General features: G+C 70.3%; 23 protein-coding genes and 1 riboswitch. Of the genes, 10 read left to right on the top strand and 13 right to left on the bottom strand.

Annotated elements, in window-relative coordinates; all coding sequences use genetic code 11:
* The first annotated feature begins 5 nt into the window (after positions 1 to 5).
* Both FHW79_RS12030 and FHW79_RS12025 read left to right on the top strand, forming a co-directional pair.
* On the top strand, positions 6 to 2,093 hold the full coding sequence (locus FHW79_RS12030; protein ID WP_247884314.1) for a response regulator: 2,088 nt from the start codon (positions 6 to 8) through the stop codon (positions 2,091 to 2,093).
* A 104-nt stretch (positions 2,094 to 2,197) separates the two neighbouring features.
* Positions 2,198 to 2,797, top strand: coding sequence for an RT0821/Lpp0805 family surface protein (locus FHW79_RS12025; RefSeq protein WP_183179123.1), 600 nt, complete (start codon positions 2,198 to 2,200; stop codon positions 2,795 to 2,797).
* A 6-nt stretch (positions 2,798 to 2,803) separates the two neighbouring features.
* On the opposite strand, the gene FHW79_RS12020 is transcribed toward FHW79_RS12025, so the two are convergent.
* The 5 genes from FHW79_RS12020 to FHW79_RS12000 form a co-directional block, all read right to left on the bottom strand.
* Positions 2,804 to 3,598, bottom strand: coding sequence for a DUF3108 domain-containing protein (locus FHW79_RS12020; RefSeq protein ID WP_183179122.1), 795 nt, complete (start codon positions 3,596 to 3,598; stop codon positions 2,804 to 2,806).
* Positions 3,599 to 3,608: 10 nt separating this feature from the next.
* Positions 3,609 to 3,905 (bottom strand): GNAT family N-acetyltransferase, encoded by a 297-nt coding sequence (locus tag FHW79_RS12015; RefSeq protein ID WP_035680590.1) that lies wholly within the window; start codon positions 3,903 to 3,905, stop codon positions 3,609 to 3,611.
* Complete coding sequence (locus FHW79_RS12010; protein ID WP_247884313.1) at positions 3,902 to 5,530, bottom strand: alpha-amylase family glycosyl hydrolase; 1,629 nt, start codon at positions 5,528 to 5,530, stop codon at positions 3,902 to 3,904. The genes FHW79_RS12015 and FHW79_RS12010 overlap by 4 nt, the downstream gene beginning before the upstream one ends.
* 10 nt (positions 5,531 to 5,540) lie before the next feature.
* Positions 5,541 to 6,326: an SDR family NAD(P)-dependent oxidoreductase gene (locus FHW79_RS12005; protein ID WP_183179121.1), complete on the bottom strand. Its 786-nt coding sequence runs from the start codon at positions 6,324 to 6,326 to the stop codon at positions 5,541 to 5,543.
* A 73-nt stretch (positions 6,327 to 6,399) separates the two neighbouring features.
* Positions 6,400 to 7,356: a DMT family transporter gene (locus FHW79_RS12000; RefSeq protein ID WP_348984122.1), complete on the bottom strand. Its 957-nt coding sequence runs from the start codon at positions 7,354 to 7,356 to the stop codon at positions 6,400 to 6,402.
* A 264-nt stretch (positions 7,357 to 7,620) separates the two neighbouring features.
* Here FHW79_RS12000 and FHW79_RS11995 point away from each other — a divergent pair, with 264 nt between their 5' ends.
* The gene (locus FHW79_RS11995; protein ID WP_183179120.1) at positions 7,621 to 7,803 is read left to right on the top strand and encodes a hypothetical protein; all 183 of its coding nucleotides are present in this window, start codon (positions 7,621 to 7,623) and stop codon (positions 7,801 to 7,803) included.
* A gap of 8 nt (positions 7,804 to 7,811) precedes the next feature.
* Here the strand turns inward: FHW79_RS11995 and FHW79_RS11990 are convergent, their stop codons facing one another.
* From FHW79_RS11990 to FHW79_RS11980, 3 genes are read right to left on the bottom strand one after another with little or no spacing between them, the layout of a single operon-like run.
* Positions 7,812 to 8,198 (bottom strand): DUF1289 domain-containing protein, encoded by a 387-nt coding sequence (locus FHW79_RS11990; RefSeq protein WP_247884312.1) that lies wholly within the window; start codon positions 8,196 to 8,198, stop codon positions 7,812 to 7,814.
* Positions 8,199 to 8,543: a hypothetical protein gene (locus FHW79_RS11985; RefSeq protein ID WP_183179119.1), complete on the bottom strand. Its 345-nt coding sequence runs from the start codon at positions 8,541 to 8,543 to the stop codon at positions 8,199 to 8,201.
* Between the two features lie 16 nt (positions 8,544 to 8,559).
* On the bottom strand, positions 8,560 to 10,248 hold the full coding sequence (locus FHW79_RS11980; protein ID WP_247884311.1) for a cache domain-containing protein: 1,689 nt from the start codon (positions 10,246 to 10,248) through the stop codon (positions 8,560 to 8,562).
* Between the two features lie 219 nt (positions 10,249 to 10,467).
* A riboswitch (yybP-ykoY riboswitch) is annotated at positions 10,468 to 10,668 on the top strand.
* Positions 10,669 to 10,671: 3 nt separating this feature from the next.
* Here FHW79_RS11980 and FHW79_RS11975 point away from each other — a divergent pair.
* Complete coding sequence (locus tag FHW79_RS11975) at positions 10,672 to 11,235, top strand: manganese efflux pump MntP family protein (protein WP_183179118.1); 564 nt, start codon at positions 10,672 to 10,674, stop codon at positions 11,233 to 11,235.
* Positions 11,236 to 11,261: 26 nt separating this feature from the next.
* Here the strand turns inward: FHW79_RS11975 and FHW79_RS11970 are convergent, their stop codons facing one another.
* Together FHW79_RS11970 and FHW79_RS11965 are read right to left on the bottom strand one after the other, a co-directional pair.
* On the bottom strand, positions 11,262 to 11,699 hold the full coding sequence (locus FHW79_RS11970; RefSeq protein ID WP_183179117.1) for a hypothetical protein: 438 nt from the start codon (positions 11,697 to 11,699) through the stop codon (positions 11,262 to 11,264).
* A 52-nt stretch (positions 11,700 to 11,751) separates the two neighbouring features.
* Positions 11,752 to 12,090, bottom strand: coding sequence for a hypothetical protein (locus tag FHW79_RS11965; RefSeq protein ID WP_183179116.1), 339 nt, complete (start codon positions 12,088 to 12,090; stop codon positions 11,752 to 11,754).
* Positions 12,091 to 12,368: 278 nt separating this feature from the next.
* Here FHW79_RS11965 and FHW79_RS11960 point away from each other — a divergent pair, with 278 nt between their 5' ends.
* Complete coding sequence (locus tag FHW79_RS11960; protein WP_183179115.1) at positions 12,369 to 13,058, top strand: alpha/beta hydrolase; 690 nt, start codon at positions 12,369 to 12,371, stop codon at positions 13,056 to 13,058.
* A gap of 37 nt (positions 13,059 to 13,095) precedes the next feature.
* Here FHW79_RS11960 and FHW79_RS11955 read toward each other — a convergent pair whose 3' ends face one another.
* Positions 13,096 to 13,293 (bottom strand): hypothetical protein, encoded by a 198-nt coding sequence (locus tag FHW79_RS11955; protein ID WP_183179114.1) that lies wholly within the window; start codon positions 13,291 to 13,293, stop codon positions 13,096 to 13,098.
* Positions 13,294 to 13,561: 268 nt separating this feature from the next.
* Between FHW79_RS11955 and FHW79_RS11950 the strand changes: the two genes are divergently transcribed.
* Positions 13,562 to 14,383 (top strand): tellurite resistance TerB family protein, encoded by an 822-nt coding sequence (locus FHW79_RS11950; protein WP_183179113.1) that lies wholly within the window; start codon positions 13,562 to 13,564, stop codon positions 14,381 to 14,383.
* Positions 14,384 to 14,527: 144 nt separating this feature from the next.
* Positions 14,528 to 15,121, top strand: coding sequence for a class I SAM-dependent methyltransferase (locus FHW79_RS11945; protein ID WP_183179112.1), 594 nt, complete (start codon positions 14,528 to 14,530; stop codon positions 15,119 to 15,121).
* Between the two features lie 12 nt (positions 15,122 to 15,133).
* Here FHW79_RS11945 and FHW79_RS11940 read toward each other — a convergent pair whose 3' ends face one another.
* On the bottom strand, positions 15,134 to 18,544 hold the full coding sequence (locus FHW79_RS11940; protein ID WP_183179111.1) for an acyl-[ACP]--phospholipid O-acyltransferase: 3,411 nt from the start codon (positions 18,542 to 18,544) through the stop codon (positions 15,134 to 15,136).
* Between the two features lie 3 nt (positions 18,545 to 18,547).
* Positions 18,548 to 19,129 (bottom strand): TetR/AcrR family transcriptional regulator, encoded by a 582-nt coding sequence (locus tag FHW79_RS11935; RefSeq protein WP_183179110.1) that lies wholly within the window; start codon positions 19,127 to 19,129, stop codon positions 18,548 to 18,550.
* Positions 19,130 to 19,304: 175 nt separating this feature from the next.
* Here FHW79_RS11935 and FHW79_RS11930 point away from each other — a divergent pair, with 175 nt between their 5' ends.
* From FHW79_RS11930 to FHW79_RS11920, 3 genes are all read left to right on the top strand, one after another.
* Positions 19,305 to 20,477, top strand: coding sequence for a M20 aminoacylase family protein (locus tag FHW79_RS11930; RefSeq protein WP_183179109.1), 1,173 nt, complete (start codon positions 19,305 to 19,307; stop codon positions 20,475 to 20,477).
* Between the two features lie 390 nt (positions 20,478 to 20,867).
* Positions 20,868 to 22,193, top strand: a complete 1,326-nt coding sequence (locus tag FHW79_RS11925) for an FAD-binding oxidoreductase (RefSeq protein ID WP_183179108.1) — start codon at positions 20,868 to 20,870, stop codon at positions 22,191 to 22,193.
* 2 nt (positions 22,194 to 22,195) lie between these two features.
* A complete protein-coding gene (locus FHW79_RS11920; RefSeq protein ID WP_183179107.1) occupies positions 22,196 to 22,708 on the top strand; it encodes an L-2-amino-thiazoline-4-carboxylic acid hydrolase in 513 nt (170 codons plus the stop codon).
* The last annotated feature ends 11 nt before the right edge of the window (positions 22,709 to 22,719 follow it).

Genomic DNA, 22,719 nt, shown 5'->3' with positions numbered 1-22,719 from the left:
AGCCGATGCCCCACACCCAGATGCCCGCCAGTTTCGCCGAGATCGATGACGCCGGCCTGCCGCCGCCGGAGGTCCGCGTGCTCGTCGTGGACGACGATGCGAGAAACCTGCTGGCGATGCGGGAGACCCTGGCCGACCTCGACGCCACGGTGGTCCTCGCCCGCTCCGGCGAGGAGGCGCTGAAGCGTATTCTCGACCAGGATTTCGCGGCGATCCTGATGGACGTCCACATGCCCGGCATGGACGGCTACGAGACGGCGGAGCTGATCCGCAACCGCCGCAAATCACGTCACATCCCCATCCTGTTCCTGACCGCCATCAACAAGGACGAGATGCACATCTTCCGCGGCTATTCCGCGGGGGCGGTCGACTACATGTTCAAGCCGGTGGACCCGGTCATCCTGCGCAGCAAGGTCACCGTCTTCGTCGAGCTGTACCGCAAGACCGAGGAGGTCAAGCGCCAAGCCGCCCTGCGCGAGCGGCTGATGGCCGAGAACTACCGCGTGCGCGCCGAGAAGCTGGAGGCCGAGCAGGCGCTGCGCCGGTCGGAGGAGCGGCAGGCGATGATCGCCCGCTCCCTGCCGATCCTCCTCTACACCGCCGGGCCGGAGCGCGGCACGCCCTTCCGCTACGTCACCGAGAATGTCGAGGCGCTGTTCGGCTTTCCCGCCGAGCGTTTCCTGACGGATGGAGGCTTCTGGGAATCGCGCCTGCACCCGGACGACCGCGAGCGCGCCGCCATCCAGTTCGAGGCGATGCGGCAGGGCGGCGTGTCCACGGTCGAGTACCGCTGGCGCGCCGCCGACGGGCAGTACCGGACGCTCTTGGAGAAGGCCATGCTGCTGCCGGGCGAGGAGGGCCGGCCGCCGGAACTCTGCGGCACGGTGCTCGACGTCACCGACACGCGGGAGCTTCAACTCCAGCTCGCCCACGTCCAGAAGATGGAGACCATCGGCCAGTTGACCGGGGGCATCGCCCACGACTTCAACAACATGCTGACCGTGGTCATCGGCAGCCTGGAGCGGCTGGGCCGCATGGCCTTCGACGACCCCAAAGCGGCGCGGCGGGTGGACATGGCTCTGCAGGCGTCGTTGCGCTGCTCCGACCTGACGCGCCGCCTGCTTGCCTTCGCGCGGCGCCAGCAGCTCCACCCCGAGAGTGTGGACATGGAGGCGCTGGTCCGCAACATGGGCGAGCTGATGGAGCGGACGCTCGGCTCGGCGATCACTGTCGAGATCGACAGCGCGCCGTCCCTGTGCCCGGCGCTGGTCGACCGCACGCAGGCGGAATCGGCCCTGCTGAACCTTGTCATCAACGCGCGCGACGCCATGCCGTCGGGTGGCACGCTGACCATCGCCACCGCGATGGTGGAAGCCGGGGAGGGCGACGCGGAACTGCGCCCCGGACGCTACGTGCGGATGACCGTGACCGACACCGGCTGCGGCATGCCGCCGGAAGTGCTGGCCCGAGCCTTCGAACCCTTCTTCACCACCAAGGAGATCGGCAAGGGTACCGGCCTGGGGCTGAGCATGATCCACGGCTTCGTGAAACAGTCGGGCGGGCTGATCCGGGTGGAGAGCGAGCCGGGTCGCGGCACCTCCTTCCACCTCCATCTGCCCTGCGCTCCCGTGGCCGCCCGTCAGGCGAAGGCGTGCGAGGACGCCGAGGACAATGGCCCCCTGCCCGGCCGGGGCGAGGTGATCCTGGTGGTGGACGATGACCGCGACGTGCGTCAGGTCGCCGTGCTGACCCTTCAGGATCTCGGCTACAGCGTGGTCGAGGCTGAGAACGGGCCGGAGGCGCTGGCTGTGCTGGCCGGGGAGCCGCGGGTGGACCTGCTCTTCACCGACGTGGTAATGCCCGGCGGCATGAACGGGCTGGAGCTGGCCCAGGAGGCGCAGCGTCGCCATCCCGCCCTGAAGACGCTCTATGCCTCCGGCTACGCCCATGGTGTGGCCGGAGGGCTGACGGGGGATGGGCCGGGCGCCGAGTTCCTGATCAAGCCCTACCGCGACCGCGACCTTGCCCGCGCCGTCCGCAAGGCGCTCGACGCCACCGCAGCGAACAGCTGTCCGGCGTTGAAGAGCGCCTGACGGTTGCCAATTTCCTTAAAGGCCGTTGTCGCCCATTTGCCCCAACCGTGAGCGGGGCCGTGGTGTTCAGATGACGGTCGCGTTGCAATAAAGGAGTAGCCGACGTGCCTGTTGTCCGTCAGTCCGGGATTCGCTTCGCCTCGGTCCTTTGCCTCGGTCTGTCCGTCGCCCTGCCCCTGACCGCCGCACCCGCCGCAGCGCAGGTGTTCACCCAGGGCGGCTACGGCGCGCCGACCCAGACCAACCCGCAGGGCGGCCCGCTGGGCAACGGCGGTAACAACACCACCTTCGGCATCGACAACGACCTGCTGGGCAAGCTGGGCGGCGCCGCCGTCGGGGCGCTCGCCGGGTCGCAGATCGGCAAGGGCTCGGGCAACCTGCTGGCCATCGGCGCCGGCGGCCTGCTCGGCTACTTCGCCGGCGGCTATCTGATGGAACAGCTGAGCCCTGGCAGCCGCGACGCGGCGCAGAGCGCGGAGACCCGCGCGCTCGACGCGCCGGTCGGTCAGACCATCCGCTGGAACAGCCCGGACAGCGCCAACACCGGCGGCACCATCACCCCGATCCGCGCCGGGCGCGATTCCGCCGGGCGGGAGTGCAAGGAATTCCAGCACAAGGTGACCATCGACGGCCGTCAGGAGTCCGCCACCGGCACCGCCTGCCGCGGCGACGACGGCCAGTGGCGCCTCGCCGCCAATCCGTAACCCGGATTAAGACCCGGCCTTCACGCCGACGGTGTGGACCAGCACCGTCATGGAGTCGGTCGGCACCTCCACCGTCACGGGGACGACGCGCCCGCTCTCCGGCGCGCGGGCGAACCATACGGTCGCCTTGCGCTCGACCCCCTCGGCGAAGAAGCGGTCCCGGTCGCGGTCGCCCTGGAAGCCGGCCACCGGGCGGACCGTGACCGCGCAGACCTCCGCCGTTCCCGTGGCGATGCGGTAGCGCGACGACGGCAGGTCGCCTTTGCCCTGCGGCGTCATGATGATGTCGTAGCGGCGACGCCCGTCATAGACGGGGTAGCGTCCGCCGCAGCCGCCAGCCCGGCTGGCGGTCAGGATCACCGCCGCCCCGGCGCTCAACGGATCGATGCTGCCGCGGCGGCTGTCCGGCGGCACGCGCGCCGCCTTGTCCGGGCTGAGCGGCGGGTCGGCCGTCACATCGACCCCGTCGGGGCCGAAGGTCAGCGTCATGATGTCCTGCTTGCGGCGCAGACGGCGCTCGCCACGGAAGTGGTCCGGCTGGGCGGCGCCGGCCTCCAGCCGTCCGGCGGATTCGGCGTGGTAGCGGAAATTGGTGAAGAGGCCGAGCCAAGGCACCGCCTCCGCCTCCAGGGCCGCCCGGTAGCGGCTGGCACCGTCCTCCGCCTCCTCGGTCAGCACAACGCTGCCGCGCGCCAGGGAGACGCCGCCGCCATAGGCGGCGAAGTCCAGTTCCAGCGTGGCGGCCGATCCCACCGCCGGCAGAAGGGTCAGCAGCCCGGCGGCCAGGAAAATCCGCGTCACGGCAATCGCCTCACGTCGATGGTCCGCCCTCCGCGACGACCAGATCCTGGTATTCGGGGTGGCGCTGGATGTATTTGGCCACGAAGGGGCAGACCGGCACAACCTTCTGCCCGCTGGAGCGCGCGTCCTCCAGCGCGCCGCGCGCCAGCGCGGAGCCAACGCCCTGCCCGGCCATGCTTTCCGGAACCTCCGTATGGGTGAAGACGATGGCCCCGTCGCGCTTTTCGTACTCCACCACCGCGGTGGCGTCGCCCACGGTCAGCTCATACCGGTTCCTGGCCGCGTTGTTCTTCACGTCCCCGCTCATTCCCCACCCTTTCCCTTGTCGTCGAAACCGATCACCACCCCCTCGTCGGGCCGCAGGCGCAGGACGCCGGACACCGGCTCCCCACCACGGTCGAGATGGGTGGACAGCCGGATATGGGCAGCCTCGGGCAACGCGTCCACCATTCGCTCCGCCCCCGACAGGTTCAGCAGGATGCGGAAGCGGTCGCTTCCATGGTGGCGCTCATACATCAGGACGTCGTTCTCCGCCGACACCGGCTCGTAGCGCCCGACCGACAAGGCGGGTTCCGCCCGCCGCAGGGCCAGAAGGGCGCGGTGCAGCGCCAGCATGGAGGACGGGTCGGCCGCCTGCGCCGCGACGTTCACCCGGTCATGGTCAGGGCCAAGCGGCAGCCAGGGCTCACCCGTCGTGAAGCCGCCTTGCGGACCGCCGTCCCAGGGGATCGGCGTGCGCACCGGATCACGGCCCAGCCCCAGGCCGGGAATGTTCTTCTCCCAGGGGTCCTGCACGCGGTCCGGCGGGATGTTCACGTCGGTCATCCCGATCTCGTCGCCTTGGTAGAGCGTCGGCGTGCCACGCAGGGTCAGCAGCAGCATGGCCGCCACCCGCGCTTGGCCCCGCCCCAGCCGGCTCGCCACGCGGGAGCGGTCGTGGTTGCCGAGCACCCAGTTCGGCCAGCCGCCGGGCGGCAGGGCGGCCTCGTAGGTGCGGATCAGCGCGGCCAGCGCCTTGGCCTCCCACGGGGTGGACAGCAGATGGAAATTGAAGGGAAGCTGGAAGCCCGTCAGGTCGGCGCCGTAATAGGCCATGAGCTGGTCGATGGGCAGATAGGCCTCGCCGATTAGCAGCCGGTCGGGGCCGTATTCATCCGCCACGCGGCGCATGGCGGCGATGGCGTCGTGCACCTCCGGCTGGTCGACGGTGTGGAGGCGGATTAGCCGGCGGACCGGCGACATGCCCTCCCGCCAGCCGGGATTGGGCGGGTTGTCGCGGAATTGCGCGTCCTTGATCAGATGGTGGATGGCGTCCACCCGGAAGCCGTCCACCCCGCGGTCGAGCCAGACGCGCAGCGCGTCCAGCATGGCCTCGCGCAGCGCCGGGTTGCGCCAGTTGAGGTCCGGCTGCTCCTTCAGATAGGCGTGGTAATAGTACTGGCCGGTCGCCGCGTCCCATTCCCAGGCGCCGCCGCCGAACTCCGACAACCAGTTGTTGGGGGGGCCGCCGTCCGGAGCCGGGTCGCGCCAGATGTACCAATCGCGCTTCGGGTCGTCGCGCGACGAGCGGCTGGCCTGGAACCACGGGTGCCGGTCGGAGCTGTGGTTGGGCACGAAATCCAGGATCAGCCTCATGCCCCGGCGGTGCAACTCCGCCAGCAGCCGGTCGAAATCCTCCATCGTCCCGAACAGCGGGTGGACGCCCGTGTAGTCCGACACGTCGTAACCGAAATCGGCCATCGGCGACGGGTAGATCGGGGACACCCACAGCGCGTCCACCCCGAGCGCCTGGAGATGATCGAGCCGGGCGAGGATGCCCGGCAGGTCTCCCACCCCGTCGCCGTTCGAATCCTGGAAGGAGCGCGGGTAGACCTGATAGATCACCCCGCTCTGCCACCACGCGAAGCCGTCCGCCATAAAGCCGTCCGCCATGAGCGGGTCCTCAGCCGATCAGCAGGGACTCGGCGCCGTCGATCCAGACGGGCGTGCCGGTGATGTGCTTCGAGCGGTCCGACGCCAGGAACAGCGCCAGTTCCGCCACGTCGGCGCTGCTGCCCGGCTTGCCGCGGGTCAGCGGGATCTCGCCGTCGGGATATTCGGCGGCCTCCTCGGCTTCTTCGGTGTTGCGCGCCTGGGTGTTGTCCTGGATCGCGGTGTCGATCATGCCCGGACAGATGGCGTTGACGCGGATGCGGTGCTTGGCCAGCTCCAGCGCCAGCATCTGGACCATGGCGACCTGCGCCGCCTTGGTGCAGGAATAGGCGGTCGCGCCGGCGTTGCTGAACACCCGCGTGCCGTTGATCGAGGCGGTCACCAGCACCGACCCGCCGCCCGCCTTCTTCAGATGCGGCACCGCGTGGTGCAGCGTCAGGTAGGTGCCGCGCAGGTTGATGTTGATCGTGCGATCCCACTCCTCCGGCGTCAGTTCGTCGATGGGCGCCCAGACGCCGTTGATGCCGGCGTTGGCAAAGACGATGTCCAGCCGTCCGTACTCCTGGACCAGCCGGTCCACCGCCCGCTTCACCGCCTCGCTGTCGGCGACGTCGGCGATCAGGGGAATCGCCTTGCCGCCCGCCGCGGTGATCTCCTCCGCCGTCTTGCGGATCTCGTCCTCGGTGCGGCTGAGCACGCCGACGCTCGCCCCGGCGCTGGCGAACAGGGTGGCGGACGCCTTGCCGATGCCTGACCCGGCCCCGGTGATGAGGGCGACTTTTCCGTTCAAATCCATGATGAAACCGGCTCCGCTGCTTGTGCTGGGACAGCAGAGCCAACCGATGGCGGCCGGGCCGGTTCCCGTCTTTCTAAGCGCTCGCGGCGGGGGTGCGGCGGTTCACCAGCCAGATGCCGGCGCAAACCAGCAGCATCGCCGCGGCGAGACTCACGCTGACCCGCTCGCCCAGCAGCAGGGCGCCGGACAGCACGCCGAACAGCGGTGTCAGAAAGGTGAAGGCCGACAGGCGGGCCGCCGGGTAGCGGGCGACCAGCCAGAACCAGGCCAGATACGAGGCGAAGGCCACCACGACGATCTGGAAGGCGAGGCAGGCGAGCGCCAGCGGGCCGGGCGCCGTCACCCCCGCCTCTCCCATCAGAAGCGAGGCCACCGGCATCACCGCCCCGGAGACGGCGAGCTGGTAGAACAGCACCTTGGTCGAGCTGGCGCGGACCAGCTTGCTGCCCTTGATCACCAACGTGGTGGCCGCCCACAGCACCGCCGCCGCCAGCACCATCAGGTCGCCGATCATCTCGCGGTTCGTCGGCAGGCGCAGCCCGTCGGCGAAGGCCACCGCCACCCCGACGAAGGCGCAGGCCAGCCCGGCCGCCTGGACGCCGCGCATCCGTTCACCCGGCAGCAGCAGATGCGCGCCGACCGACACCAGGAAGGGGGCGGTGTAGAGGAACAGGATGCTGCGCGACACCGTGGTGTAGGACAGCCCGGCATAGACCAGCAGGAACTCCCCGGCGAACAGCAGCCCGGCCAACAGGCCCAGCCCCAGCGTGCCGTCCCGCTCGAACAGCCGCATGCCGCGCAGCGCCGCCCAGGCCCACAGCAGCACCAGCGCCCCCAGCGAGCGCAACCCACCCTGGAGCACCGGCGAGAATCCGGTCATGGCGACCTTGATGGCGACCTGCTGCAGGCCCCAGAGCAGGCAGAGCAGAACCAGCGTGGCGGAAGCGGCGCCGTCCAGCTCCGCACGGCGTTCGGTCATGGCGATGGCGGTCATGATGATGGCTGCGGCGGCGCGGCGGTCCGCCGCCACCCCTCACCGCACGTCCTCCCGTTCTCTTGCTTCGGCACGCAGAATGGGGCGGCGCCAGGAAGCCGGTCAACGAACGCCTGCGAAGGGCTGACCCGCGCCGGGGACCGATGGCGCGAACATACTTTTGTGCAGTGCGGTACGCAGGCATGTCCATAATGCGCAGCTCACCGCCGCCCCGAGGTTCATATTGAACGGGCAATCGATGGCGCCCCTACTGCGGCGCCATCCCCTCCACCGCAAAACAACACCGGAAAAGGAACGGACGTGATCCACAAGATCATGGACAAGATCGACCGTGTTATCGCCCAGAAGCGCGAGAGCGGCGAGCTTGATGCTTGGCTTTCCAACGGCATGGCCCGCCGTTACTGCCAGGAGCTGACGGTTTCACAAAGGCACTATTATCCCGCCCTGCTGCTGTACGTGGAACGGCATGCCGGGATCGGGTGAGGCGGCGTTCACTCCGCCGCTTTGACCACCGTCTCCTCAAGGTCCGACCGGCGGGCGCGCAGGGTGGCGAGCTTAGCCTCAAGCTTGCGGATTTTCTTGTCGAGCTTCTTCGCGCGCTTGCCATCCTTCTTGGAGACGGTGCCGCCGCGAGCGGCGATGCGGGCGTTGATCGCCGCCTTCGTCTCGTCCGGCAGGCGTTTCCAGTGCCTCACCTCTGCGCGCGTGCGGAAGCAGCCCATGCAGCGGTCCGCCGCGTCGTAGCGGCACAGTTTCGTGCAGGGATTGCGGGTGTCGTGCGTGCTCATAGCGCCATAGGATGGGTGCGGCAGGGCCGAAGGAAAAGCCCCGGCCGCACCGTCCTGCGGACGATTCTCAAAAATGCAGGCCTTGGCCAATCAGGGCGTCACGCGCCCGGACAGGCAGGAGGCCCGCGCCCGCTCGTCCACCGCCGCCGCCGCGCCGCCGGCCGCACCCTCTCCGCCATAGAGCGCGGCGGGAAGCGGCCGGCCGGTGGCCTCGCCCTCCTTGCGGTGCCAGGACAGGATGCAGGAACACACCCGCACCGCCGCCTCGGTGGAGCCGGTGTTCTGCGCGGCGAAAGGGCTGGCCTCGCAGGCCGCCAGGAACTCCCGGTTCGCGTCGGTCCGCCCGCCGTCCGGCGGGTCGCCGCTGAAAACCAGCAACGCCGCCAGCGACGCGAAGAAGAAGATGAACAGCAGCGAACGCGGGTTGCGGAACACGGGCAGGCCCCTTCCTTCAGGCCGAACGGATCTGATCGAGGAACGCGCCGGCCTGCGCGCGCAGGGCCAGCGCCTGCCGGCCGAGATCGGCGGCGGCGCAGCGCACCTCCGACGCCATGGTGCCGGTCTCGTGGGCGGAGGCCGACACGTCGCGGACTTTGTGGGTCACCTCCGACGTGCGGTCGGCGGCGCGCTGGACGCTGCGGGCGATCTCGCCGGTGGTGGCGTTCTGGCGATCGGCGGACTCGGCGATGTGGCCGATTAGATCGTTGACCGCGATCACCGTGCGTCCGATGCCGCCGATGGCCGTCACCGCGCTGCCCGTCACCGCCTGGATCTCCGCGACTTGCTGGGCGATCTCCTCGGTGGCGCGGGCGGTCTGGTTGGCGAGCCCCTTCACCTCGTTGGCGACGACGGCGAAGCCCTTGCCGGCCTCCCCCGCCCGCGCCGCCTCGATGGTGGCGTTCAAGGCCAGCAGGTTGGTCTGCGCGGCGATGCTCTGGATCAGGGTCACCACCTCCCCGATCTTGCCGGCAGCGGCGGCGAGTCCTTCGACCGTGTGGTTGGTGCGCTCCACCTCCTCCACCGCGTTGCGGACCATGCGGGAGGACTCGTCGATCTGGCGCGACACCTCGACGATGGAGGCCGTCAGTTCCTCGGTGGCGCCGGCCACGGTCCGCACGTCGTCGCTGGCCTCGCCCGCAGCACCGCTGACCGCGGCGGCCCGCCCGCTGCTGCTTTCGGCGATGCCATGAAGGCGCTGGGCGTTGGATTCGAGCTGGGCCGTGGTGGCGCTCAGCGTCTCGACGACGCTCAGCATCGTCTCGTCGAAGTTGCGGGCGACCGCGTCCAGCGCGTCGCGGCGGTCACGCTCGGCGCGGGCGCGCTCCTCCGCCTGTGCGGCGTCGAGCCGGGCAACCCGTTGCGCGTTCTCCTTGAAGACGCTGAGCGCCCGGGCCATGCCGCCGATCTCGTCCTTGCGGCCCAGCGCCGGGACCTCGACCGACAGGGTCCCCGTCGCCAGCCGCTCCATGGCGCCGCGCATCTCGGTCAGCGGGCGGAAGATGCGCCGCGACAGCAGCAGGACACCGCCGGCCACCAAAAGCGTCACCACGGCGCCCAGCCCGCCGATCATCGTCTGGGTGTCGCGGATCGGGGCGAAGAACTCCGCTCTCGGCACGCCGACATAGAGCACCCCGACCACCTTGCCCGAGCGGTCCTTGATCGGATCGTAGGCGGTGTAGAAGGGAACGCCCAGGATGTCGGCCTGCCCGCGGTACGGCTCGCCCCGGACCAGCACGGCGTCATAGACCGGCCCCTTGGCCAGCTTGGTGCCGACGGCGCGCCCGCCGTCCGGCTTCTGGACGTTGGTGGCGACACGCGTGTCGCCCATGAACAGGGTGGCGGTGCCGCCGACCAGCGTCTTCACCCGGTCCACCGGCTCGAAGAAGCCGTTCAGCGCCCGATCGCCGGCGTACAACGCGCCATCGCGGACGCTGATGTCGCGGCCGTACTGGTTCAGCACGTCCCAGGCGACGCGCATGTTCGTTTCCTGCCGCTCGACGGCCATGCGCTCCGCATAGCGGCTCAACAACGTTTCGTTGACAGCGAAGGTGGCGCTCGTCAACACTGCCAGCCCACCGACACACAGCGACACCGTCTTGCCCGAAAGCGACAGCGAGCCGACCCCCGTCAGCAACCCCATGGCGAACCCCCGCCCCCAATGATGACCTTTGATTCCGAGCGGCTCGTACCCCAACGAACCACAGCGGCATAAAAGCGTCAGAGGCTCTTAACAAATCGTTCCGCACCGCACCATGGCCCGCCGACGGCGGGGCGCGGCGCATGCCTTTTTAGAGCGATTCAAATATATATGAACAGCTGTTCATATAGATTGACACCCAGACTCTCCGGCGTTAGGGTCCGCCTCGTCATTGGGGAGTAGCCACCCTCCAGCGAGAGGGGCGCGCGCCAACAGACTCGGGACATCCTGCCTCAGGCGGTCCCGTGGCGCGCGCGGCAGCCGGACAGCGTCCGGCCGGTTCGGCAAGACCGATGGTGCGGACGCTCCCGAAGGCCAACCGGGGGTAGCCGTGCTGTCGTGTCCGTTTGGCCGGAGCCTGTTGCCATGTTCGGTGCCACCTCCCTCGTCCTCGCCGTCAGCCTTTCCATGGACAGCTTCGCCGCGGCGCTGGGCCGTGGCGCCGTTCAGAAGCGCCCGGGCCTGTCCGAGGCGTTGCGGGTCGGCTTCGCCTTCGGCCTCTGCCAGCTGTCGATGGCCTCCATCGGCTGGGCGGTGGGTTCGGCCTTCGCCGGATTCGTCCAGGCGATCGACCACTGGATCGCCTTCGGCCTGCTGCTGCTGATCGGCGGCTCGATGATCCGCAACGCGCTGGCCGGGGAAGAGGACGACGAGGCGGCGGCCACCCGCTCCGGCTGGCTGGCCCTGCTGACCGTGGCGGTGGCGACCAGCATCGACGCCAGCGCGGTGGGGGTCGGCCTCGCCATGGCGGACGTGAACATCGCGGTGACCGCCAGCCTGATCGGCGTGGTCACCTTCCTGATGGGCTTCGGCGGCGTCCTGTTGGGCCGGGCCGCCGGCCCGCTGCTCGGCCGCCGCGCCGAGCTGATCGGCGGCCTCGGTCTGCTCGCCATCGGCACCAAGATCCTGGTCGAACACACCCTGCTGTAACGCCCGCTCCTCAGCCGCCACAGCCCTCAGGCGGCGACGGCGTGGACGACGTGGCCGGCCGCAGCGGCGGCCACCGTCTGGGCGAGCAGGCCCGGACGCTCCTGAACCCGGTCGTATACGGCGCTGAAGTCGATGGACAGCGCCCGCTCGCCGCGGTCGCGCAGGTCACTGCAGCGCCGTTCGGCGTGCTCCAGCGTTGCCACGGCGGCCCGGATGACCCCGGCCGCGATCTTCAGCCGGCTGGCCCGCGCGGCCTCGGCGATGCGCTGGTCGTTCTGCGCCAACCAGTGGGACAGTTCCTGCGCCGCCGCCATGAATTCCCGCTCCAGTGCCGCAGGGTCGCAGAGAAAAGCGCCGCTGGGCAAATGGAGCCGCCCGTTGGCCGACGGAAGCGACAGCGCCGCCGCAATGATTGCGGAGGCCAGTTCCTGCCCGGAAAAGGGCGTCTTCACACACTCGTTCATCGGTTCGCTCTCCAGCAGCAGGACCCGGCGCCCGGCAAGGGCACGGACGATGTCAGGGCACGGACAGTTGCGCGCGGGCCATGCCACCGTGCAGCGTGTCGAAGCAGACCACGCACTCCGGCGAGTCGGCGATGTAGGCCAGAACGTCCGCGTAAGGACCGTCGATGTGGATGAGTTCCGCCCCGCGATCCTCCGCCGCGCCGCGGCTGTGGGTGATCGTCAGCATGTCCATGCGCGGGCCGCGCCCGCCGGTGGTCGCCGCCAGCACCGCGGCGCGCTGCCGATGATCGGGGCGCAGGGCGACCACGACGCCGGCGGGAGCGGCATCGTCGGCGCCGCGGAGGGCGTTCGGGCGGCTTCCGGGACGGACGGCGGAAAGGGTCTTGACCATGGCTCACCTCAAGGGCTCGGGCTGGCGATACGGACGGACTGGCTTGGCGGAAGGAGCGGACAATCGCCCCGCCTCACTGTTGGTATACCGTATCCCAGAATAATCTTAGCTTCAAGGGCCATTTCGCGAAATTTTCATCCCGCTCCGCAGCAAGACATCCTTCGCCCCAAAGCCCGGGCGGCTTTTCCGCAGGGAGGAAAAGCGCAGCCTCCGCACTGGACAGGCGGGCGCGCCCGTGCTCAGAGGATAGGGTCGGTCACTGTCACGGGAATCGGTCCATGGACCCGGTCGCCACTTCCGTCATCCTCGTCCACGGCGCCTTCGCGGACGGCTCCGCCTGGAGCCGCGTGATTCCCCTGCTCCAGGCCCAGGGGCTGGAGGCGATCGCGGTGCAGAATCCACTGACCTCGCTGGATGAGGACGTCGCCCATGTCCAGCGCGCCATCGACCGCGCCAAGGGACCGGTGGTGCTGGTCGGCCACTCGTGGGGCGGGGCGGTGATCACCCAGATCGGGAATCAGGACAAGGTGAAGGCGCTGGTCTATGTGGCGGCCTTCGCGCCAGGGATCGGCCAGTCGCCGAACGACACGCTGAAGCCCTTCCCGCCCTCGCCCGGCCTGTCCAGCGTGTCGATGGACCGCGCCGGCTATCTGCATTTGTCGGCGGAGAGCCTGGCGGCGAACTTCGCCCAGGACGTGCCGGCGGCGGAGGCGGCGCTGCTGGCCGCGACGCAGGGGCCGGTCCATGCCGGCTGCTTCCGCACGCGGGTGACCGCCGCGGCGTGGGAGCACAAGCCGTCCTGGTACATCGTCGCCGGCGAGGACCGGATGCTTCCCCCGGCCTTCCTGCGGGCGACCGCCGAGCGCATCGGCGCGCGGACGGTCGAGGTCGGGACCAGCCACATCCCGCACGCCTCCCGGCCCGACGCGGTGGCGGCGGTGATCATCGAGGCGGCGGGCGCCCGCTGACGGGCACCCGACCGCTCCCGATCACGGCGTCACGGCATCATCCGGCGGCGCAGCAGCAGGCGGGCTCCGGATCGGATTCGTCGTCGTTCGCGGCGACGCAGCCGTGCGCGGTGCCCAGCAGGCGGTGAAGATAGTCGTTCCACAGCGACCCGTAGGCCGGGGCCGGCAACGGCGGAGCGAACGGCGTCGGTGACAAGTCCGGCGGGGGCGGTTCCGCGGTCCGGTCGAAGGTCATGGGCGTCTCCTCCAAAATGCCACCCGCCGACCGGCGGGCGTCGGCGCTTGCTGCGCTCTGATGCGCGCCACGATAGCGGAAGTCGGTGTCCTACACAGCCTGTTCGAAAGCCACTCTACCTCCGGCATAGAGTCCGTCATAGGAGATGGATCGGCGGGTATGGCCCATCATCGGCACCGATAGCTGTGCCGTGACGCCAAGCCCTTCCGCCTGTTGATGAGGCGCGAAGCTGCATCGACACGGACACCGATTAGGAGAGAGGCGCGTCATGGCGAATCTTCAGAACATCCTCGGCACCCTTCTGGCGACCGGCATGGGAGGGCACAGCCGCAGGAGCCCGCAGGATCTGGGGTCGATCCTGAACCGGTCAGGGATGGGCTCAGGATCGGCGATGCACGCCCGCAGCGGCATGGGCGTCGGCCCCATGGCCGGGCTGGGCGCGCTGGCTTACCTCGCCTACCGCGCCTATCAGGAGCGGCAGCAGAATATGCCTCCGTCGGGGCAGCCTTCCTCCGGTCAGGCGCCGGCCAGTTCCGGGCAGCCGGGTACCAGCCCGTGGGGGGCGCCGCCGTCCGGTTCGGGCAACACGCCGGGGGGCATCCTCAGCGGCATCCTCGGCGGGGCCGGCGCTTCCGGCGGCGGGTCGCTGGGCGAGCGGCTGTCCCAGGTCTTCCAGCAGCGCACCGCTCCCCCGCCCGACACCGCCCCGGAGGGGGCCGGCGAGGGCGCCTTTCCCGAACTCGCGATGGAGGACCAGCACGCCCTGCTGCTGATCCGCGCCATGATCGCCGCCGCCAACGCCGACGGTGAGATTTCCCCGGCCGAGCGCCAGCGCGTCATGTCCGCCCTGGACGAGGCCGGCGGCGGGCCGGAGGAACGGCGGGTCGTGGAGCAGGAGCTGTCCCAGCCGCAGTCGCTCGATTCGCTGGTCCGCTCCGTCACCGACCCGGACATGGCGGAGCAGGTCTATCTGGCCTCGCTGATGGCGGTGGACCGCGAGCATGAGGCGGAACGCGCCTATCTCACCTACCTCGCCACCCGCCTGAAGATCGCCCCGCAACGCGCCGAGCAGCTCAACCAAGCGGCCTGACCGCTCCGACCGCGAAGCCCCTTCCCGCCGCCGTGCGGGAGGGGGCTTCCCATTGACCGCCGCTTGTTGACCGCACGCTCTTGACCCCACGGCCACAATCGGCGCAGGGTCTTTTCCCTGACCTCCGCCACCGGGACCAACGCCATGCTGCTGGATGACGCCGTCGACCGCGTGCTCCGCGATCTTGAGAATTATGGCCGCGACAACGACGCGCGCGAGGACGACCGTGCCCGCAAGATGCTGAATCTGGAACGCGAGACGGCGGAGCTTCTTCACATCCTGGTCCGCAGCGGGCGCCGCCGCCGGGTGCTGGAAATCGGCACCTCCAACGGCGTCAGCACCCTGTGGCTCGCCGCGGCGTTGCAGGCCATCGGCGCCACCGAGCCGCTGACCAGCATCGAGCGCGATCCGGGCAAGAGCGCGCAGGCCGCCACCAACCTGGAGCGCGCCGGGCTGGCCAGCCGCGTCAACCTGCTGGTCGGCGACGCGACGGAGACGGTGGCCGGGCTGGACGGCCCCTTCGACTGTGTGTTCTTCGATGCCGACCGCTGGAGCGCCCCGGAGCAGCTTCGCCTTCTGCTGCCGAAGCTGGAGCCGGATTGCCTGCTGCTGGCCGACAACGCCCTGTCCCATCCGCAGGAGATCGCCGGCTACATCGCGGCGGTGGACGCCCTGCCCGGCTTCGGCTCCACCATCGTCCCGGTGGGCAAGGGGCTGCACGTCGCCTGCCGCCCCTGACCGTAGCGTTCGTCAGGCCGTCTCGCTCGCCAGCATTTCCGCGGCCAGCCGGCTAACGGCCGGGTAGTCGGTCTTGCCGGTGCCGAGCAGGGGGATCGTCTCTACCCGCAGCACGTCGCGGGGAATGGCGATCTCCGGCGCCCCCTTGGCCTTGGCCGCCGCCGCCAGCGCGTCGCGCGTCAGGCCGATGCCGGCGGTGACCAGGACGATCCGCTCGCCGCGCCGGGCGTCCGGCAGGGCGACGGCGGCGTGGACGGCCTCCGGTTCGGCCTGGAGCGCCAGTTCCTCGACCAGTCCCAGCGGGACCATCTCGCCGGCCACCTTAGCGAAGCGCTTGACGCGCCCAACGATGCGGATGAAGCCGTCGGCGTCGATGTCCACGATGTCGCCTGTGTCGTGCCAGCCGTCTTCCGGCGGCTCCACCACGCCGGGGTTGTCGGCGCGCATGTAGCCCTTCATCACGTTCGGCCCGCGCACCCGCAGCCGCCCACCCACCGGCACGCCGGGGACCGGAAGCAGCTCCGTCTCGATGCCGGGCAAAGCCTGCCCGACCGTGCCGGGGCGGAAACGGGCCGGCGTGTTGACCGCGATCACCGGCGAGGTTTCGGTGGTGCCGTAGCCCTCCAGCAGATGCACGCGCAGCCGTTCCGTGTAGGTGCGGCGCGTCTCTTCCTGCAACCGTTCGGCCCCGGCGAAGACCAGCCGCAGCGAGCGGAAGTCGTAGGGGTCCGCCGCCCGCGCCCAGGCGTTCAGGAAGAAGTCCGTGCCAAACAGCACCGTGGCGTTGGTCTGGTAGACCAGCTCCGGGATCAGCCGGACGTGGCGCGGGTTGGGGTAGAGCACCGTCTTCACCCCGTTCAGGATCGGCAGCAGCATCCCGCCGAGCAGCCCGAAGGAGTGGAAGACCGGCAGGCAGTTGAACACCACGTCCTGCCGCGTGAAGTCGACGACGGAGGCCACCTGCGCCATGTTGGCGAGCAGGTTGTCGTGGGTCAGCGCCACGCCCTTGGGCGGCCCCTCCGACCCCGAGGTGAAGAGGATCGCCGCCACGTCGTCCGGCTGGCCCTGCGGGGGCAGGAAACGCTCCGGCGCCACCGACGCGGCCAGTGCCCGCAGCTTGTCGACGATGCCCAGCCCGCGCTTCACGTCCTCCAGATAGACGATGCTGTGGTCGGCGGCGAGCGCCTCGACCAGCGGGCCGAGCCGCCCCATCTCCACGAAGCGGGCCGAGGTGACGATCCGGCGCAGCCCGGCGGCGCGGCAGGCCGCCTTCACGGCATCCACTCCGGCAGTGAAGTTCAGCATCGCCGCCGGCCGCCCATAGGCCGCCAGCCCGAAGAACACCGCCGCGGTCGGCGAGGCGGTCGGCAGCAGCACGCCCACCGCCTCCCCCGGTTCGGTGCCGCAGGCCAGGATGCGGCCGAGCACCAGGGAACGCGCGGTCAGGGCGCGGTAGGACAGCGTGGTGAAGTCGCCGTCCTGCACCGCCGCCTTGGCCCAGCCGGTCTTCCGCCCAGCCTCCAGCAGGGCGAGCGCCAGCGTGTCGGGCCGCTGCCCGGCGGCAAAGACGGTTTCCGTCATGACGCGCGACAGCCAGGACTTCAGCGCCGCCCGTCGCTTCTTGCCGGCCAGCCCAGTCACGTCCGGGGTGGCGACCGGCGGCATGACCGTGATGGTAATGCGCGGGAACAGGCCCAGCCGCAGCCGCCCGTGCATCCGCGACAGGAAGGAGCGCTGGGCGCCCTCGATGCAGATCGGCACGATGGGGCAGCCCGCCTTGTCGGCCAGCATGCCGGGGCCGCCGTTGATCTTCATCAGCGAGCCGGTGACGGTGATCCGCCCCTCCGGGAAGATGCAGATCTTGTGGCCCTCGGCCAGGGTGCGGGCGAGCAGGCGCGTGCCCATCGGCTTGGTCGGGTCGATGGTCACATGGTCGGCCAGCGCCAGGAAGGGCTTGGCCCAGGCCTGCTGCGCGATGAAGCTGTCCACGGCGAAGCGCATGCCCGGCAGGAAGGCGGCGAGCAGCGCGCCGTCGAGGAAGGACTGGTGGTTCGGCGTGACGACGGCCGCACCTTCCAGCCGCTCCAGATGCTCGGCGCCGCGCAGTTCGACCCGGAAGGCCAGCCGGAAGAAGGCGCGGGCCAGCGCCCGCCCCAGGCCCACCGCATCGATGGCGAGCGCCAGGACGACGGCGGCCAGCATGCTCGCCCCGCCCCAGGCGGCGACGGTCAGCGGCGTGATGCCCAGCGCCAGCATGGCCGCCGCGATGCCCGAGCCGACCACCATGAACAGCGCGTTGACCACATTGGCCGCCGCGATCACCCGGGCGCGGGCCGAGACCGCCGCACGGTGCTGGATCAGCGCGTAGAGCGGCACGGCGAAGGCACCGCCCGCCGCGGCGATCAGGAACAGGTCGGCCAGCAGCGGCATCGCCCAGGGCTGGGCCAGCAGGGCCAGCGCCGACAGCGGCTCCGCCGACGGCGCGTCGGGCGTCAGGAAGGGCAGCGCCGCCCCGGCCACGGCCGCGACGAGGCCTGCCAGGGCGGCGCGGCGCGCGTCGGCGCGCGACGGCACCCGGTGCCCCAGCCCGGCGTAGACGGAGCCGACCGCCACGCCCACGGCGAAGACTGCCAGCAGCAGGGTCGCCCCCTCGCTGTCGGTGCCCAGCGTCTCCCGCGCGATGGCCGGGAACTGCGCCATGACGACCGCGCCGACGCCCCAAAAGACGGAAATGCCGTAGATCGCCAGCATCGACACGCGGTCCTGCGCGGTGGCGCGCAGCACGCGCAGGGTGACCGACACCGGGTTCAGCCCGACGCGCACCGTCCGGTCGGCGTTGCCCGCCCGCGGGATCAGCAGCGACGCCGCCAGCCCGCCCAGCGCCGTCGCCCCGAGCAGCCCCGGAAGCGCCAGCGGATGGGCCAGGGCGAGCGAGCCGCCGGCGATGGTGCCCAGCAGGATCGCCACGAAGGTCCCGGCCTCCACCAGACCGTTGCCGGCGGTCAGCTCCTCCGGCTTCAGCAGGTCGGGGAGCAGACCGTACTTGACCGGCCCGAAGACGGTGGAATGGGCGCCCATGCCGACCAGCGCGACGATCAGCACGCCGAGGTCGGCGCGCATGATGCCCCAGGCGGCGATCGCCATCAGGCCGATCTCCGCCACCTTCACGGCGCGGGCGATCAGCGTGCGGTCGAAGCGGTCGGCCAATTGCCCGGCGGTCGCCGAGAACAGCAGGAAGGGCACGGTGAAGGCCGCCGCGGCGAGCGTCGAGATCAGCGCGCCGTCGCCCGCCGTCCCCGCCATGCCGTAAACCGCCAGCACCGCGATGGCACCGCGCAGCACATTGTCGCCGAAGGCGCCGAGGAACTGCGTCACGAACAGCGGCAGGAAGCGCCGCGTGGCGAGAAGGCCGAGTTCGCCCATGGCTCAGGTTTCCTTTCCAGTGGACAGGCCGCGCAGCAGCGCGTCGGCGACCGTGTCGGCCAGCGCGCCGAGCGGGGCCGTCTGCCGTCCGTAAACGTGCGACTGGATGTTGAGGACGATGGCACCGATCACGGTGTGGGCCAGCGCCTCGCGGTCGGCGTCGACGATGCTCCCCTCCGCGATGCCGTCGCCGACGATGGCGCAGACCACGTCCACCGGCGTTTCCAAACCGCCTGGAACCAGCGGCAGCGCGTCGTGCTGCGACAGCAGGAGGAAGCGCGCGCGGTCCGGCGCAGCTTCGACCAGCCCGAAGGCCCAGGCGATGACCCGGCGCAGCCGCTGTGGCGCCGGACCGCTCCCCGCCGCCTCGCGCAGGCTATGCGACAGGGCGGTGTATTCGGCGGCGAACAGGGCGGCGGCAAGCTCCTCCTTGCTCGCCCAATGGCGGTACAGCGCCCCCTCCGACACCCCGGCGGCGCGGGCGATGTCCTTGATGGTGGTCGCTTTCACCCCCTTCTGGGCGAACAGCGCGATGGCGGCGTCCCGGACCTTGTTGCGTGCGTCGCTGCGGGCATCTTTGGACATGGCGCTTCCGTTCGTGGCGTTAGCTATGAGTGAACGTTCACTCACATCCTGCACGGGATTGGTCCGCCCTGCAAGGGTGATGTGACGGCACCGCATCGCCGTGCGCTTTGCACGGCGGGTGCTTTTTTGGGCAAGATCATTCGCACACACTCATGAAACACAGGGAACCAGGGACATGGTGAGGACGATCGACGGGACGGAGGCGCTGACGGCCGACATGACCGCGTGGCGGCGCGACCTGCACGCCCACCCGGAAACGGCCTTCGAGGAGGAGCGGACCAGCGATTTCGTGGCGGAGAAGCTGGCCTCCTTCGGGCTGGAGGTCCACCGCGGCCTCGCCAAGACCGGCGTGGTCGGCCTGCTGCGCAACGGCGAGGGGCCGGCGGTCGCCTTCCGCGCCGACATGGACGCCCTGCACATCCACGAGCAGACCAACCTGCCCCACGCCTCGCGCAATCCCGGGCGCATGCACGCCTGCGGGCATGATGGGCACACGGCGATGCTGCTGGGCGCGGCGCGCCACCTGTCGGCGCATCCGAACTTCCAGGGCACCATCGCCTTCGTCTTCCAGCCCGCGGAGGAGAACGAGGGCGGCGGGCGCGTGATGGTCGAGGACGGGCTGTTCGAGAAATTCCCCGTCGAGCAGGTCTACGGCATGCACAACTGGCCGGGGCTGGACGTCGGCAAGATCGCGCTGCGCCCCGGCCCGATCATGGCCGCCTACGACATCTTCGAACTGACCCTGACCGGCAAGGGCACCCACGCCGCCATGCCCCATCTGGGCACCGACACGATCCTGGCCGGCACGCAGATCGTCAACGCCTGGCAGACCATCGCCAGCCGCAGCGTGCATCCCGTCGATTCCGCAGTGGTCAGCGTCACGCAGTTCCACGCTGGCGATACGTGGAATGTCCTTCCGGCCACCGCCGTCCTGCGTGGAACCACCCGCACCTTCCGCAAGGAGGTGCAGGACATGGTGGAGCGGCGCATGGGCGAATTGGCCAAGGCCATCGCCGGCGGCTTCGGGGTCGAGGCGGAGATGCGCTACGAGCGCCGCTACCCCTCCACGGTGAACGAGGCCGGGGCGACCGAACTGGCCCGTCGCGCCGCCGCCGGAGTCGTCGGCGAATCGGGGCTGGACCTCGACCCGATGCCCAGTATGGGTGCGGAGGATTTCGCCTTCATGCTGCAGCAGCGGCCGGGCTGCTACGTCTGGGTCGGCGCCGGCCCATCGGACGGCGGGCGCAACCTGCACAGCCCGCATTACGACTTCAACGACGCGGTCCTGCCCATCGGCCTCAGCTATTGGGTGCGGCTGGCCGAAACGGTGCTGCCGCGCGCGGCGTGAAGGTTATTGCACCCGCCATCCCCTCTCCCGCCCCGGGAGAGGGAGGGGCCCGCCGCAGCGCGGCGGGAGGGTGAGGGTGCCGCCGAGAATCAGAGCCTTGATCCTCGAACGACCCTCACCCGGCGCCTGCGGCGCCACCCTCTCCCGGGGCTCTCGGCGGCCATAGACCGCCTGACGCCGTCAGCGCCCGCAAGCGGGCGTAAGAGGTGGGAGAGGGATTCGGGGCCGAGTGCCGTCGCCGCAAGCAGCCTTGTACAAACCATTCCTATCTCCCTATGGTTTGTGTATGAAACAGGAAAATTACCGCGTCCTCGCTATGGTAATTGCCCGGGTATGCAATTTGTCCCATGATCGGGCCGATTTCACCCGACAGACGTGGGACAAGGCACGGTGAAGGCGATAGAGAACAAGACCGGTGTTCCTGGAACCGGCGGCATCTGGCAGCGGCCCGACTCCCTGTGGGAGGCCACGGCCCCGCCACCGCCGGCCCTTCCGGTGCTCAAGGACGCGGTGGAGACCGACCTGCTGGTGATCGGCGGCGGCTTTACCGGCCTGTCGGCGGCCCTGCACGCCGCCGAATCGGGCAAGCGCGCCGTCGTCCTGGAGGCGTCGGAGATCGGGCGCGGCGCGTCCGGGCGCAACAACGGGCAGGTCATCCCAACTCTGACCCGCCCCGACCCCGAGGACCTCGTCGCCAAGTTCGGGCCGGAACGGGGCGAGCGCTTCGTCGCGCTGATCCGCGACAGCGCCGACACCCTGTTCGCGCTGATCCGCCGCCTGGGCATCGACTGCGCGGCCGAACAGACCGGCTGGGTGCAGCCGGTCCATTCGCCGGGCCGCATCGCCATCGCCGAGCGGCGGGCGAAGCAGTGGGGCAGTCGGGGCGCTCCGGTGGAGCTTCTCGACCGCACCGGCATTTCGGACCTGCTGGGCACCGATGCCTATTACGGCGGCTGGATGAACCGCAGCGGCGGCCACATCAACCCGCTGGCGCTGGCCCGAGGGCTGGCCGGCAAGGCGGTCGAGGCCGGCGCGTCGGTCTTCATCAATTCGCCGGTCCTGTCGGTGGAGCGGCGCGGCGACCGCTGGGTCGCCCGCACGCCGGACGGCACGGTGACCGCCCATGCCTTGGTGCTCGGCACCAACGGCTACGCCGCCGCGGTCTTCCCGGAGATCCGCACGGAGGTCGTGCCGGTCCTGTCCTGGCAGATGGCCACCCAGCCGCTGGACGAGGCGCAGCGGCGCAGCATCCTGCCCGGCCGTCAGGCCATGTCGGACACCCACGGCGACCTGCGTTTCATGCGCTACACCGCCGACCACCGGTTGGTCAGCGGCGGCGCGTTGCTCGTCCCCGTCGACGGGGCCGACCGGCTGCGCCGCATCGTCGGCCTGCGGCTGGCCTCCATGTTCCCCACCCTGCGCGGGCTGCGGTTCGACCATGTGTGGAACGGCCGGATCGCCATGACCACCGACTACACCCCGCGGGTCCACCAGCTCGGCCCCAACGCCTTCACCTGGGCGGGCTGCAACGGGCGTGGAGTCGCCCTGTCCGTCTCGCTGGGGCGGGAACTGGCCTCCGCCGCTCTGGGCCGCGATCCGGCGGAGTTGGCGCTGCCGCTGACCGAGCCGCGCCCCCTGCCCTTCAACGAGCTGCTGCAACGCATCGGCCCGTTCAAACTCCTGCAATACCGCTGGAACGACATCCGGGAAATCTGACGATGACTGAAGACACCATTCCGCCCGCCGCCCCGGACCACGCCACGCAGCTGCGCAACGCCTACGCGATGCGGGCGGCGTCCTACGCCCACATGTTCGACGTGCTGCGCGAGCGCTACGGCACCGAGACGGCGCTGGACATCGGGCGCGAGGCGACCCGCCGCCTGGGCGAGGCGATGGGCGTGAAATACGCGGCGCACGGCCCGGACGACCTCGCCGGCCTGTGCCACGCCTTCCTCGACGGCATTCCCAACCGCGATTCCATGTTCGCGCCGGAGATCAAGCGCTGCGACGGCGACGCGCTGGAGATTCATTTCCACCGCTGCCCCCTGAAGGAGGCGTGGCAGGCCCAGGGCAAGTCCGACGAGGATCTGGAGCTGCTCTGCAACATGGCCGGCGCCATCGACGGCGGCCTGTTCGAGGCGGCCGGCTTCGTCTTCCGCGGCGAGACCTGGAAGCCCGGCGACGAGGGCTGTTGCCGCCTGAAGGTCCTGCCCGGCCCGAAGGCCGCCTGAGCCACCCTGCT

Origin of the sequence: Azospirillum sp. OGB3, from assembly GCF_014192915.1 — a bacterium.
In the GTDB taxonomy this organism is placed as follows: domain Bacteria; phylum Pseudomonadota; class Alphaproteobacteria; order Azospirillales; family Azospirillaceae; genus Azospirillum.
The sequence above is the reverse complement of the archived record's forward strand: the minus strand, read 5'-3'. Positions and strand labels throughout refer to the sequence as shown.